At 64.1% G+C, this 12,114-nt stretch carries 15 protein-coding genes; 4 read left to right on the top strand and 11 right to left on the bottom strand.

Translation table 11 applies throughout. From position 1 onward, the window contains the following. Window positions 1-22 precede the first annotated feature (22 nt). Window positions 23-487 carry a DUF6644 family protein gene (locus E5X88_RS18180; RefSeq protein ID WP_292163680.1) on the bottom strand — a complete coding sequence of 155 codons (465 nt, stop codon included), beginning with the start codon at window positions 485-487 and terminating at the stop codon, window positions 23-25. Continuing rightward, a complete protein-coding gene (locus E5X88_RS18175; RefSeq protein ID WP_292163678.1) occupies window positions 488-877 on the bottom strand; it encodes a DUF6152 family protein in 390 nt (129 codons plus the stop codon). A gap of 379 nt (window positions 878-1,256) precedes the next feature. Between E5X88_RS18175 and E5X88_RS18170 the strand changes: the two genes are divergently transcribed. After that, on the top strand, window positions 1,257-1,577 hold the full coding sequence (locus E5X88_RS18170; protein WP_292163676.1) for a DUF1476 domain-containing protein: 321 nt from the start codon (window positions 1,257-1,259) through the stop codon (window positions 1,575-1,577). 20 nt (window positions 1,578-1,597) lie between these two features. Here the strand turns inward: E5X88_RS18170 and E5X88_RS18165 are convergent, their stop codons facing one another. From E5X88_RS18165 to E5X88_RS18150, 4 genes are all read right to left on the bottom strand, one after another. Beyond that, on the bottom strand, window positions 1,598-2,149 hold the full coding sequence (locus tag E5X88_RS18165; RefSeq protein WP_292163675.1) for a DUF4142 domain-containing protein: 552 nt from the start codon (window positions 2,147-2,149) through the stop codon (window positions 1,598-1,600). Window positions 2,150-2,289: 140 nt separating this feature from the next. Beyond that, on the bottom strand, window positions 2,290-3,033 hold the full coding sequence (locus tag E5X88_RS18160; protein ID WP_292163815.1) for a DUF899 family protein: 744 nt from the start codon (window positions 3,031-3,033) through the stop codon (window positions 2,290-2,292). A 229-nt stretch (window positions 3,034-3,262) separates the two neighbouring features. Next, window positions 3,263-3,751, bottom strand: a complete 489-nt coding sequence (locus E5X88_RS18155) for a GNAT family N-acetyltransferase (RefSeq protein WP_292163674.1) — start codon at window positions 3,749-3,751, stop codon at window positions 3,263-3,265. A 5-nt stretch (window positions 3,752-3,756) separates the two neighbouring features. Beyond that, window positions 3,757-4,662 (bottom strand): lytic transglycosylase domain-containing protein, encoded by a 906-nt coding sequence (locus tag E5X88_RS18150; protein ID WP_292163672.1) that lies wholly within the window; start codon window positions 4,660-4,662, stop codon window positions 3,757-3,759. 180 nt (window positions 4,663-4,842) lie between these two features. Between E5X88_RS18150 and E5X88_RS18145 the strand changes: the two genes are divergently transcribed. Then, the gene (locus tag E5X88_RS18145; protein ID WP_292163670.1) at window positions 4,843-5,412 is read left to right on the top strand and encodes a methylated-DNA--[protein]-cysteine S-methyltransferase; all 570 of its coding nucleotides are present in this window, start codon (window positions 4,843-4,845) and stop codon (window positions 5,410-5,412) included. A 12-nt stretch (window positions 5,413-5,424) separates the two neighbouring features. Here E5X88_RS18145 and E5X88_RS18140 read toward each other — a convergent pair whose 3' ends face one another. Further along, window positions 5,425-5,751, bottom strand: coding sequence for a hypothetical protein (locus tag E5X88_RS18140; RefSeq protein ID WP_292163669.1), 327 nt, complete (start codon window positions 5,749-5,751; stop codon window positions 5,425-5,427). Between the two features lie 329 nt (window positions 5,752-6,080). Between E5X88_RS18140 and E5X88_RS18135 the strand changes: the two genes are divergently transcribed. Further along, window positions 6,081-6,293: a cold-shock protein gene (locus tag E5X88_RS18135; protein WP_023678332.1), complete on the top strand. Its 213-nt coding sequence runs from the start codon at window positions 6,081-6,083 to the stop codon at window positions 6,291-6,293. A gap of 328 nt (window positions 6,294-6,621) precedes the next feature. On the opposite strand, the gene E5X88_RS18130 is transcribed toward E5X88_RS18135, so the two are convergent. The 3 genes from E5X88_RS18130 to E5X88_RS18120 form a co-directional block, all read right to left on the bottom strand. Further along, window positions 6,622-7,233, bottom strand: a complete 612-nt coding sequence (locus tag E5X88_RS18130; RefSeq protein ID WP_292163668.1) for a glutathione S-transferase family protein — start codon at window positions 7,231-7,233, stop codon at window positions 6,622-6,624. A gap of 113 nt (window positions 7,234-7,346) precedes the next feature. Continuing rightward, window positions 7,347-8,201 carry an EAL domain-containing protein gene (locus tag E5X88_RS18125; protein ID WP_292163667.1) on the bottom strand — a complete coding sequence of 285 codons (855 nt, stop codon included), beginning with the start codon at window positions 8,199-8,201 and terminating at the stop codon, window positions 7,347-7,349. Further along, complete coding sequence (locus E5X88_RS18120) at window positions 8,198-9,091, bottom strand: EAL domain-containing protein (protein ID WP_292163665.1); 894 nt, start codon at window positions 9,089-9,091, stop codon at window positions 8,198-8,200. The genes E5X88_RS18125 and E5X88_RS18120 overlap by 4 nt, the downstream gene beginning before the upstream one ends. Before the next feature lie 210 nt (window positions 9,092-9,301). Here E5X88_RS18120 and E5X88_RS18115 point away from each other — a divergent pair, with 210 nt between their 5' ends. Continuing rightward, entirely contained in the window at window positions 9,302-10,504 is a 1,203-nt protein-coding gene (locus tag E5X88_RS18115; RefSeq protein ID WP_292163663.1) for a pyridoxal phosphate-dependent aminotransferase, read from the top strand. Between the two features lie 67 nt (window positions 10,505-10,571). On the opposite strand, the gene E5X88_RS18110 is transcribed toward E5X88_RS18115, so the two are convergent. Next, complete coding sequence (locus E5X88_RS18110; protein WP_292163661.1) at window positions 10,572-12,089, bottom strand: DHA2 family efflux MFS transporter permease subunit; 1,518 nt, start codon at window positions 12,087-12,089, stop codon at window positions 10,572-10,574. Window positions 12,090-12,114: the final 25 nt, after the last annotated feature.

Genomic DNA, 12,114 nt, shown 5'->3' with positions numbered 1-12,114 from the left:
CCCAATCTTGTCGTCACTCGGCTTAGTTGAGAAACCCAATAAACCGTCCGGCGAAAAGCACGGATGTCCACAGCACCAGCGAGAGCACCGCCAGGATGGTGACGGCTCCACCAGCCGGCTCATCCCCGCCCCTTGCGCGGCGCATAAAGACGAGGAAGTTGACGCCGGCGAGAAGGATGAGTGTCATCTTGGCGAGGAAAATCGGCATCGCCGCATACCCCCTCGCCCTCACCGAAAAAAGCAGCGCACCGGTGACAAGCGCACCGGCGAACGCGCCCAACGCCGTGCGGCGCAGCAGCGCGACGAACGCCGCACGCGGCAGCGAGCGGAAGGCGCCGATGATCCTGAAATCCATGAGCATGACGCTGGTCAGCAGCGCGCCGATGGACATGATGTGCAGTGCATTGACGATGGGGTAGGCGACGAAGGAGGCCTTCAGTCCCCGCACAAAGGCGAGTTGCTCGATGCCGGCGAGGAACTCGTCCATTCAGGCCGGCGGCACGCGGTCGGGATAGACATCGTAGGTCTTGCCGCCGACGATGACCCGGACTGCTTTCATGCGCTTTTCCTGCTCGTCGAGCGAGCGGTTGCCGATCGCGGTCACCTCGTCGCCGACCTTGGCGACCTCCTCCGTGAAGCCGGCGGCGATCGTGCGGGACGGCGGCGCCATCTCCACCCGCCAGGCTTCGCCCTCCGCGTCAACATCCAGCGTGGCGTGCGGATTGCCGATATAGATGGCCGTGATCTTGCCCCTGAGTTCGAAAAACCCGTCTTGCGTCCACGACCAGCCGTGATGGGCGTAAGCCGCGGTGCCGGCGGCAAGCATCACTGCCGCTGTCAGCGCGACGCTCCAAACCCCGTTGAAAGGTGACTGCATCGCTCGTCTCCTCCGCTCATCCCGCCAGTATTCGAGAGTAGGTCACGGCGCGGCAACGTCAAATCACATCGGTGCGAAGGCCATCGGCCATGGCGATCGATTGCCAAAGTCGGCTCCGCCCCTCAACCCCCTGCCGGGACCTTCTCCCCGTGAAGGACGGGGAGAAGGGGCTTGGCCGCAACGCTGGCGACCCCCTCTCCCCGTTTTTCGCGGGGAGAGGGCCGGGGTGAGGGGCAGCGCAAACCTGAAGCGATTGCGCTGCGACATGAACGGTCCGGCCTTGCTAATGACATCCATGCACGCCATGTTCGGCCTCCACCCGCCGCTCTTCTAGTCCACCGGATGAAGGTCGGAGACTCACACCTGAACGAGGCAAACCATGAGCAGTATGAGAGACCGTCAGGAAGGCTTCGAAAAGAAGTTTGCGATGGACGAGGAGACGAAGTTCAAGGCCATGGCGCGCCGTAACAAGCTGCTCGGCCTGTGGGCGGCTGAAAAGCTCGGCAAAACCGGTGAAGACGCCGACGCCTATGCGAAAGAGGTGGTGCGCGCGGACTTCGAAGAGGCAGGCGACGATGATGTGTTTCGCAAGGTGCGCGCCGATTTCGACGCGGCGGGCGTGACCCAGTCGGATCATCAGATTCGCGGCGCCATGGCCGAGCTGTTGGTGACGGCGGTCGAGCAGATCAAAACGAGCTGAGAACTCGGCAGCAGTGCGGCCTAACTGTGCGCGGCCGCCAGATTCTTCAGGCGTTTTTCGTGCATCCGCAGCGTCGGTAGCGTCTTCTTGGCGAATTCCTTCAGCGCCGGGTCTTCGCCCGACTGCGCATAGGTGGAAAACAGCGCCAACGCCTGCTTGTGCGCCTCGGTCTGCAGGAGGATGTATTTCGCCTGGAATTCATCGCCGTCGAGCTTCTTGAGCTGATCCAGCATCGCCTGGTCTTTCGGCTCCAGAGCCGGGCCGCTCGGTGTCACCGAGGCCGTGGTCTGGCTCTGCTCGAGCGCTGTCTTGAGATCCTCGCCAGCCTTGGTGTGGTCCTTGACCATCAGCGCGGCGAATTCCCTGACATCGGCGGCGACGTTCTTTTGTTCGGCCAGCCTGCTGCTTTCAATCTCGAACCGGTTGGCGCTGGCGGCCGTATTCGAGAAAGTCTCGGTGTCGATCCTGGTTTCCTCCACAGCAGGGATGTCGGCCGGCGCGGCGGATTGGGCGAAGGCCGCCGGCGCGCCGGCAAGCAAAGCGACCATGGCGATGGTGAGATGCGTTTTCACAGGAAATCTCCTGACTTGTGATCCTCGGAGTCTCCAACGCGACACAAGCTGCGAAGTTGCGCGACGGCAACGGGAATGAGGTGCTGGCGATCCCGCCAACACCCCCCGCTCGGCGCCGAAAATGTGCCTGGCTGCCGAGATCAGTGGCAGCAGGCGCCGGCATATTGCAGCTGTTCGTCCCAGTCCGGCCGGCCCTCCGGCGTGAAATCCATCAGGTTCCACAAGGGCTCGCAGGTGCCGACGGCACGCGGGTCCTGGCCGGGCTCGGACGGCGCGAAGCCAAGCTCCGACGACCAGAAATGGCGAATGCCGTCGGCGTCGCGATGGAACACCGACAGAACCGGAAGCTGCGCGCCATCCTCCGCCTCGGCGTGATAATCGCGCTTGAAGCTGTTGCCGGCTGAGGAGACCAGCCGCATGTTCGTCCAGCCGCGGTCGCGGCCAAGCGTGATCAGGTTTTCGAGCGCGGTCTTGCCCACCACGGCGAAATTGAAGCCGGCGGCCTCGAGATGGCCGATGGCGCCGTCGAACTGATCGAGCAGCGCCGTGCAGGACGGGCATGGCTGATCGGCCCGCGCGAGCTTCGCGGTGCCGCCGCTCGTCGCCACGTCGCGCGTCTCCTGCGGATGGCGCGGAAACATCATCGAGTAGACGATCAGCGTGTCCTTGCCAGGCGCAAACAGCTCGGACAGTTTTATGCGGGCCGGCTTGCCATCGGCGCCAAGCCCGTCGAACACATAATCCTCAGGCACCAGTCCGCCCGGCGGCAGAGCGCGGCGGGCGACGGCCACGTCCTCCATGGCGCGGCGCAGCTCGATCTCCTTCTGCAACAGGGTTTCGCGGGCGGCGCGATATTCAGCGGATTCGTTGGGAAAGGTGATCATCGTCATCTCCATCATCCGTGCTTTTGGCGGCGCGCGGCAACGCGCCTTACCTCTCAAGGACGTATCGCGAAGGAGGGTTCCGACATTTTGCGCAAGCGAGGAGCAATCGCTTCAGGTTTGCGCTGCTCGGCTTCATTCCAGCTTGGGTTCCTCGCCCCACGAAAGTGGGGAGAGGTGGCTCGGCGAAGCCGAGATGGAGAGGGGAAACCGCGCCCTCCGATAGCGCCCCTCACCCCGCCCAGTCGACTTCGAACATCCCCAGCCGCTCGTAGAGCCTGACGGCGGCGGCGTTTTCCACCGTGTTGGTTTTGAGATCGACATGCGCGGCGCCGCGTGCGCGAAAGGCGGCGAAGATGTGCCACATCAGCGCTTCGGCGATGCCGCGGCCGCGCGCCTCGGGATGGACGGCAAGGTCTTTCACGAACGCCCTCGTCCAGCACAGCGCCGCGGCCGCCAGCCGACCCTTGTCGTCGATAACCAGGAAACACAAAGCCGGGTCGAATTCCGCGTCGCTTGAAATGCGCGCCCACCATTCGTCGAACGGCCCGTCGGCGCCATCGTCGAACACGGTGGTCAGCAACGCATGCAAGGCGCCCGCGTCGGTGGCTTCGAAGCCGCGCATGACGAAGCCTTCCGGCCAGCGCGGCGGGGCAAGCGTATCGTCGAGGATCTTGCGCAGCCTGATGTCGTTTGGCGCCGGCGGGCGCGGCTCAGCCATAGTGTTCAGGCATCGGGCTGCAGGCGACGCCGAACGCGGTCGCGGCCAAGGCCGGTTTCTTCCAGCATGCCCTTGCGCTTGGCGTCGTAATAATAGCCGCTCTGGTAGAGCCGGTCGGCGCGCTTGGCGTTGCCGCCGGCCACCAGCCAGGCGCCGCGCAGATATTTCACCGCATATTTCAGATTGGTCTCGGCGTCGAACAGCCCGCTCGCTGGCCCGTCATAGCCCATGCCGCGCGCCGTCGCATGCTTGATCTGCATCAGCCCCCAATGGCCGCGATTGTAGGCCTTGGGATTGAAGGTGCTCTCACGCTTGACGACGCGGCGCACCAGATCGACCGGCACCTCATAAAGCGCGGCATACTTCTCGATCAGCCGCTCGATCTCGCCGCGCGGTCCCGTCGAGTACTCCCTGGCAGGGCTGGTCGAAAGCAGGGCGGACGGATTCTCAGGCACGGCATAGGCGACCTGCTGAACGCCGGGCATCGTCTTGCCTGTCTCGCCGGTGGCCGGCACGGCGGCAGCGGCCGTCGCATAGACAGGCGCTGCGCTGGCTGGCGCAGCATCGGCCCTCATGCCCGAAGGTGCTGTGGCAGCCAGCGGGCTCGGGCCGGCAAAGGCGGCCGGCTGGGCAGCTGTCGCGGCGGGGTCGACAGGCAATGCCGCCGTCTGGACAGGCAGTGCTGCCGTCTGGACAGGCAATGCTGCCGTCTGGACAGGCGCGATGCCGGACGATTCCGGCAGCACCGAAACCGTGTCGGGCAGCACCAGCGCAAAACCGGCATCAGCGTCCGCGGCGGCGGTTTCAGTCAGGGAAGGCGCGGCCTTCATCTGCGCGGTCGAAGTACAGCCGCTGAGACCGGCCGCAGCGAGCATCACGCCGATCGCGGGAAAGATGATTTTTGCTGGCAAGCCGCGCTCGGGTCCGGTTCGTCTGTTAAGAAGTCCTTACACCAGCACCTTGGCCCGGGCAATCCGCAGCCTGTTGTGGACTTCAGATGGTTTTCGGGTGGCAACAGCAGCCTGAAAATGCGATATCTCGTTCTCGATATGTACCGGATTCCCATCCGTTTCTTCGGAAAGGAGCACATCATGGAAAGCACCTCCCAGGCCACCGCCGGCCACGCGGTCTTCGAAACCGTGATCGGCTTCATGGGCATCGCCTGGAGCGAGGCCGGACTGACCCGGCTCTGCCTGCCCCAGCGCAACCGCGACGCGGTGGAACGCCGGCTCTTGCACCATGCCGGCATCGCCGCTTCGAGCGCCCGACCGCAATGGGTCACCGAGCTGATCGCAGCGATACAGGCCTATGCGGCCGGCGAAGACGTCGATTTCTCCGGCGTGCCGGTCGATCTCACCGGCGTCGACGATTTCCGCCTCGCCATCTACGACGCGGCGCGAAAGCTCGCCTTCGGCGAGACCACCACCTATGGCGAACTGGCCAAACGCGCCGGCCATGCCGGGCTGGCGCGTGAGACGGGAGCGGCGCTCGGCGCCAACCCGGTGCCGCTGGTCATTCCTTGCCACCGCATTCTTGCCGCCGGCGGCAAGATCGGCGGTTTTTCCGCACCGGGCGGCTCGACCACCAAGGAAAAGATGCTGGCGATGGAAGGCGTGCGTGTAGGCCCGCCGCCACCGGCACAGGTGTCGTTCGGCTTCTGAGACCAGGCGTCGCTAGTCCTGCAGGATGCGCCGGCGGAAACGCCGGTCTGTGTCCACCCGCTTGCATTTATAGACGATGCAGGACTTCGTGTCGGCGCTCGGCACCGAAGCGCGTGCCCTGACCTCGCCCATGTTGCAGAAACGCTGGCTCCGAACATAGCGGTCGTAGAGCGGCAATCCCGGGGTGCGCGTCGACTGGTAACGCAGGATGACCGCGCCTTCCTGCGCGATCGTCGCCCGCACCCTGCCGCAGCTCATGCGGCTCGGGTCATAGCGCGAGATCGCCTGCGCCTCGGCGGCCACCAGCGTCAGGCAGGCCGCAAGCAGAACTGTTTTCATGGTTCTCTCCCAAAACAGGACCGGACGCGCGAAGGCGGCACGATCCTTCCCCGCAGCGTGCGCGACAAGCGATGCGCCCCTCCGCAACACGCGACGCTGCAACGCTTTCACGCGATTGGGGCGGCCGTTGGGCAGCGCCACATCAGCGCCTTTTTTCGCGCAGTCTTGTTTTTTGCCGAGAAGCGGACTATATCAGGTCCATTGATATTTCGGCCGATCGATCCGGGCCTCGCGATATTCGCGTTTGCTGACGTCTATCTCCAAAATCTCGATACAAACCGGCTGGACTTCGGTTCGGTCAAGCTAAAGCAAACGTAAGGACTATCGAAATGGCTACAGGTACGGTCAAGTGGTTTAACTCCACCAAGGGTTTCGGCTTCATCCAGCCTGACAGCGGCGGCGCGGACGTTTTCGTCCACATCTCCGCAGTCGAGCGCGCTGGGCTGTCGACCTTGGTCGAAGGCCAGAAGATCAACTTCGAGATCGAGCAGGACCGCCGCACTGGCAAGTCGTCCGCTGGGTCTCTGAGCAAGGCAGCCTGATTTTGCGAATGGCGCGCGCCGGAGCGACAGCTCGGGGCGCGCGCGGCAAGTCACGGATGTACTGACGGTCGCGCGAGAAGCGCGCCGGAGCGGAAAGACCCCGACAAGCCGAAGCAGCAGATTGCTGCCGGCCCGGCCAAAACGCTCCCAATCAGGCTACCAAGCATGGGAAGGCGGGATTTTGTCCCGCCTTTTTGCTGTCCGGATTTCATCTCTGTTCGGATTTTCCGCCACGGCCGAAGGCCGCAAGCCCGACCGGGCGTCGCGCCCGTTGGCGCGCCCCGTCCGGAGCGAGCCGCGGAGCGGCGACGAGCGTGAGGACTGAGAACTACCCCAGCCACTCCATCGGCACATGCCCATCATCGGCCTCGACCCGTTTCAGCCAGGCCGCCACCGCCGGATAGGCGTCGAGCTGAAAACCGCCCATCTCGGCCGTATGCGTATAGGCGTAGAGCGCGATGTCGGCGACGCTCAATGCCTCACCGGCAAAGAACGCACTGCCTTCCAGATGCTTGTTCATCACGCCGAGCGCCTTGTTGCCGCGCTCCAGCGTCGCCGCCAGCCGTTCCGGCGTCGCGTCCTTGGCTCGCTCGGGAAAGGTCAGCAGCGCTCTGCGCACCGCGATATAGGGTTCGTGGCTGTATTGCTCGAAGAACAGCCATTGATAGGCCAGTGCTCGCTCGTATCTGTCGGCCGGGAGGAACCGCGTGCCTTCAGCGAGATAGAGCAGGATGGCGTTGGATTCGGCCAGCCGCCGGCCGTCGTCAAGTTCGAGCAGCGGCACCATGGCGTTGGGGTTCTTGGCGACATAGTCGGGCTTGCGCGTGTCGCCTGTATGCGAGCTCACCTCGACATTGGTGAAGGGGATGCCGAGCTTGGCCATCAACAGGCGCGGCTTGTAGCAATTGCCGCTGTCGATCATTCCATAAAGTATGGTCATTTTTGCTCCCATCGCCGCGCGCCTGTGGGGCACGCCTTTACCGGCAATTATCCCGGCAGCAACGGCTTCATCCAGTGATTTGTTTTGGCGCAACCATCAGCGCCGCTGATACATCACCCAAACAGCGGCACGACCTTGTTGTCCATGCCAAGCAGCATATCGATGGGCAGCGGCTCCTCGTCGAAGACCGTGCCGGCCAGCGCCGGCCGCGCCAGATGATAGCCCTGCAAAAGATCGACGCCGCCATCCAGCGCGACGCGCAGATGGGTGGATTGCTCGATCCCTTCGACCAGCACCTTGGTGCCGCGGTCGTGCAGCGCGGAGACCAGCGGCCGGAAAAATCGTTCGGCGGCGGCATGGCGGCAGAATTCCGCGAACCAGACGCCGTCGATCTTGACGATGTCGGGCTGGACAAGGGCCACCCGTTCTTCCGTCGAATGCCCGGTGCCGAAATCGTCGATGGCAATGCGGATGCCGTCGCGCCGCATCTCGCGCACCAGGCTGACGAGCACCTTGTCGTCGGCCGCCTGCTCGGTGATCTCGCAGATCAGCATGCCGGGGTGCAGGTCGAACTCGGCGAGATGCCGGGTCATCAGCCTGATCTCGGCCAGCGCCCGCCCGGGGTGATCGTTGATCAGCGGATTGTAGTTGAAGAACAGGTCGAGTCCCTCGACGCCGATGTTGCGGAAGTTCCGGAGATGCAGCACGCGGCACATCGTCTCGACGAAGAGGCGATCCGGCATGGGTACGCCCTCGAAAAACGCGGGTGGCGCCACCGGCCTGCCGGCGCGGTGCGGCTCGATCAGGCCTTCGACCGCGACGGCCTTCAAGAACCTGCCGCGCGGCGCGAAGATCGGCTGATAGGCGCTCCGCAGCCGGAACGCGCCATAGACGCCGTATTCGATCCCGACCTCGTCGGCAAAGATCGCCTCGCCGACATTGCGCCGCCTGTCGGGCCGCCCGGTCATGGCGCCACCTTGCGCCCGAAAGCCCGTTTCGGCCGCGGCGAAGGCGAGACGGCCGCCGGCGCCCCGCCGGCATCGGGCACGGTCACAGGCGTCTGCTTGTCCTTGCCGAAGACATGAAAGCTGGTCGGCGCAAGCTCGGGGCGTGCCAGCGCGAACCCCTGCACCATCGAGGCTCCCGATTTCTCGGCCAGTTCAAGCTGCCAGCCTTCCTCGATACCCTCGAACACCGTGCGGATGCCCTGCTCTTCGAAACTTGCCACCATGGCGGTCAGCAAGGCGAAGCCAGCCCCTGACTCCATCAGTTGCATGATCCAGTGGGCATCGAACTTGACGATGTCAGGCCTGAGTTCCTTGATGCGGTTGATGTCGGACTCGTCGGCGCCATAATCGTCTACGGCGATGCGAAACCCATTGGCCCTGAGCGCCTCGATGAAATTGTAGAGCGTTTCCTGTGACGCCGATTTCTGCTCGGTCACCTCGCAGACGACGCGGTTCGCATCGATGCCCGCTTCATGCAGCACCAGCCGCATGTCACGCAGTGCGCTGTCGGCGATGCTGCGTTCGGTGAACACCGATGGATCGAAATTGATGAAGATGGATGCCTCTTGCGGCAGGCAGGCGCCGGCGTTCAAAAGATGCAGCGTCCTTGTCAGGGCCTCGATATGCAAGCGGTCGACCGTCGGACAGGTGCTGAAAAAACTCATCGGCGACTGCGGCTCGCCGTCACGGAACGGCCGGATCAGCCCCTCGAATGCGGTGACGGACAATTTGCCGTTGCTGAAGGCGAAGATCGGCTGGAAAGCGCTCTGCAGCGTGTAGATGCCCCAGACACCTCTGGCGGTGCCGTCATCATGACGGACGATATGGGCAAGCCCGATGCTGCGCGACACGGTTCCTCGCTTTGCGAGACTGGCGGAATGGTGTTATCCGGCAACCCGGGGTTTTACCGCCAGTAGGTGAATTTATTGTTGCCGGATTTGTCGTTGCCGAGGATTTGAGGCCTGGCGCATCCGACAATGCTTGCGCTTGGCGGAATGATGCGACATGAGAGACGCCGCGGTCGGACGGACCGCCTAAGCCCACAAGGAGACACCATCGTCATGGCCTTTCTTGCCGACGTCCTTTCCCGCGTAAAGCCTTCCGCGACCATCGCGGTGACGCAGAAAGCGCGCGAGCTGAAAAACGCCGGCCGTGACGTGATCGGACTGGGTGCCGGCGAACCGGACTTCGACACGCCGGACAACATCAAGAACGCCGCGATCGAGGCCATCCGCCGCGGCGAAACGAAATATCCGCCGGTTTCCGGCATCGTACCGCTGCGCGAGGCGATCGCGAAAAAATTCAAGCGCGAGAACAATCTCGACTACCGGCCGGAGCAGACCATCGTCGGCACCGGCGGCAAGCAGATCCTGTTCAATGCCTTCATGGCGACGCTGAACCCCGGCGACGAGGTCATCATCCCGAGGCCGTACTGGGTCAGCTATCCCGAGATGGTGGCGATCTGCGGCGGCACCCCGGCCTTTGCCGACACCGCCATCGACAACGGCTTCAAGCTGACGGCGGCGGCGCTGGAAGAGGCGATCACGCCGCGTACCAAATGGCTGTTGATGAACTCCCCGTCGAACCCGTCGGGCGCCGCCTACACCGAGGCGGAATTGCGCGCTCTGGCCGACGTGCTGTTGAAGCATCCCCATGTCTGGGTGCTGACCGACGACATGTACGAGCACCTGATCTATGGCGACTTCGTCTTCAGGACCATCGCCGAGGTCGAGCCGAAGCTTTATGAGCGCACGTTGACCATGAACGGCGTCTCGAAGGCTTATGCCATGACTGGCTGGCGCATCGGCTACGCGGCCGGGCCCGTGGCGCTGATCAAGGCGATGGACATGATCCAGGGCCAGCAGACCTCGGGCGCCTGCACCATCGCGCAGTGGGCGTCGGTGGAGGCGCTGAACGGCCCGCAGGATTTCATTGCGAAAAACAAGGCGATCTTCCAGGCTCGGCGCGATCTCGTCGTGTCGATGCTCAATCAGGCGCGCGGCGTCACATGCCCGTCGCCCGAAGGCGCCTTCTATGTCTATCCGTCGTGCGCCCAGTTGATCGGCAAGAAGACCAAAGCCGGCAAGGTGATCGACAGCGACGAAGCCTTCTGCTCGGAACTGCTCGAGGCCGAGGGCGTGGCGGTCGTTTTCGGTTCGGCGTTCGGCCTCGGCCCGAACTTCCGCATCTCCTACGCCACGTCGGAGGCGTTGCTCGAAGAGGCCTGCACGCGCATCCAGCGCTTCACCGCCTCGCTGACCTGATCAGGCGCATCTCGAACACCAAAAACCCGGCCGCGAGCCGGGTTTTTCGTGGCGATAGGCATCAGCCTCATCCCTGCTGATTGGTTTCGCGCGCCGAACGTGCCTCGGCCGGCGCCAGAACGGCGACCAGAAGCCCGGCCGTGACAAACGAAACGATGGCCGCCGTCAGCATCGCCGCATGAAAGCCTCCGGCGTAGGCGGCTGCGAACAGATCGCGCAGGCCCTCCTCGCCCGTCGCCACATCGGCTGCGAAATCATGTCTTGAAACGGCGGCTCGGGCCACCGCTTCGGCATTGGCGACACCGGCATTTTCAAGATGCGCCGTCAGCAGGGTTGTTGCCCGCATGCTCATCAAGGCGCCAAGCAGCGCGATACCGATGGCGGCGCCACCCTGGCGGGTCGCGTTGATCACAGCCGACACCATGCCCGAACGCTCGCGCGGCGCAAACGACATCGCGGCGGCGCTGCCTGTCGGGATGGCCAGCGCGTTGCCGAGGCCGCCGACGGCAAATAGCAGGCCGATCGTCAGATAAGGTGTCGAAGGTCCAGCCCAGCACATGCCCAGCATGGAAATACCGGTCGAAACATAGCCTGACGTCATCAGCGCCGAGTGTCCGTAGCGATGACTGAGCCTGCCGATCGCCGGCGACACGACCATCTGGACAAGGAACAGCGGCGCCATGCGCAGGCCTGTCTGTGTCGGCGACCAGCCCTGTGCCTGCTGCAGGAACATCGAATAGAGGAAGACGCCGGTGTAGGAGGTGAGGCCGAGCGCGAACGAGGCGACATTGGCGACGGCAAAGCGAATGTCGCGGAACAGGCCAAGCGGCAGCATCGGCCTTGGCGTACGCGCCTCGAAGACGAGGAAGGTTGCCAGGCCGGCCAAGCCAACAATAAGGGCCGTGACCGTCCGCCGATCGCCCCAGCCGTTTTCGCCCGCCGATATCAGGCCGAAGGTCAGCGCGCCCAGCCACAAAATGCTGAGCGCCAGGCCGACAAAGTCGAGATGGGCATGCTCGGGATGCGCGGTTTCCCCGATCGAGACCGCACCCAGCGCGATCGTGACCAGGCCGAGTGGCAGGTTGATCAGGAAAATGCTCTGCCATCCGGCGGTTTCGACCAGGACACCACCGAGGATAGGACCAGCAAGCAGCGAGACAGCGGCAAAGGAAGCCCAGCCGCCGATGACGCCGGCGCGCTCGCGGGTATCGGGAAACGCCTGCGTCAGGATCGACAGCGCACCCGGAATGAGCACCGATCCGGCTATTCCTTGCACCACCCGGCCCGCCAGCAGCACCTGCAGGTTGGGTGCGATGGCACAGATGGCGGAACCGGCCATGAAGATGCCGACGCCCGCCAGCCAGGAGCGCTTGCGCCCGTAGCGGTCGCCGATCAGGCCTGCCGACAGCATGAAGGCCGACAGGCAAAGCGTGTAGGCGTCGATCACCCATTGCAGCCCGGCGAAATCGATACCGAGCGCAGTCTGGATCGTCGGCAGGGCGACGTTGACGATGCTGATGTCGAGCAGTGCGACGAATGTGCCGAGATAGACGGTGGCAACAAGAGGCAGGCGACGGTTCGACATGGCGACTCCAGACATGAGGTGGACC

This window comes from Mesorhizobium sp., assembly GCF_004962245.1.
Taxonomy (GTDB): Bacteria; Pseudomonadota; Alphaproteobacteria; order Rhizobiales; family Rhizobiaceae; genus Mesorhizobium.
This window is presented reverse-complemented; position numbering and strand designations above follow the sequence as displayed.

Coding starts and splice junctions, on each gene's coding strand:
- E5X88_RS18135 (WP_023678332.1), top strand. CDS start 6,081: ATGGCTACAGGTACGGTCAAGTGGTTTAACTCCACCAAGGGTTTCGGC.
- E5X88_RS18140 (WP_292163669.1), bottom strand. CDS start 5,751: ATGAAAACAGTTCTGCTTGCGGCCTGCCTGACGCTGGTGGCCGCCGAG.
- E5X88_RS18170 (WP_292163676.1), top strand. CDS start 1,257: ATGAGCAGTATGAGAGACCGTCAGGAAGGCTTCGAAAAGAAGTTTGCG.
- E5X88_RS18115 (WP_292163663.1), top strand. CDS start 9,302: ATGGCCTTTCTTGCCGACGTCCTTTCCCGCGTAAAGCCTTCCGCGACC.
- E5X88_RS18145 (WP_292163670.1), top strand. CDS start 4,843: ATGGAAAGCACCTCCCAGGCCACCGCCGGCCACGCGGTCTTCGAAACC.
- E5X88_RS18175 (WP_292163678.1), bottom strand. CDS start 877: ATGCAGTCACCTTTCAACGGGGTTTGGAGCGTCGCGCTGACAGCGGCA.
- E5X88_RS18125 (WP_292163667.1), bottom strand. CDS start 8,201: ATGACCGGGCGGCCCGACAGGCGGCGCAATGTCGGCGAGGCGATCTTT.
- E5X88_RS18160 (WP_292163815.1), bottom strand. CDS start 3,033: ATGATCACCTTTCCCAACGAATCCGCTGAATATCGCGCCGCCCGCGAA.
- E5X88_RS18130 (WP_292163668.1), bottom strand. CDS start 7,233: ATGACCATACTTTATGGAATGATCGACAGCGGCAATTGCTACAAGCCG.
- E5X88_RS18155 (WP_292163674.1), bottom strand. CDS start 3,751: ATGGCTGAGCCGCGCCCGCCGGCGCCAAACGACATCAGGCTGCGCAAG.
- E5X88_RS18110 (WP_292163661.1), bottom strand. CDS start 12,089: ATGTCGAACCGTCGCCTGCCTCTTGTTGCCACCGTCTATCTCGGCACA.
- E5X88_RS18180 (WP_292163680.1), bottom strand. CDS start 487: ATGGACGAGTTCCTCGCCGGCATCGAGCAACTCGCCTTTGTGCGGGGA.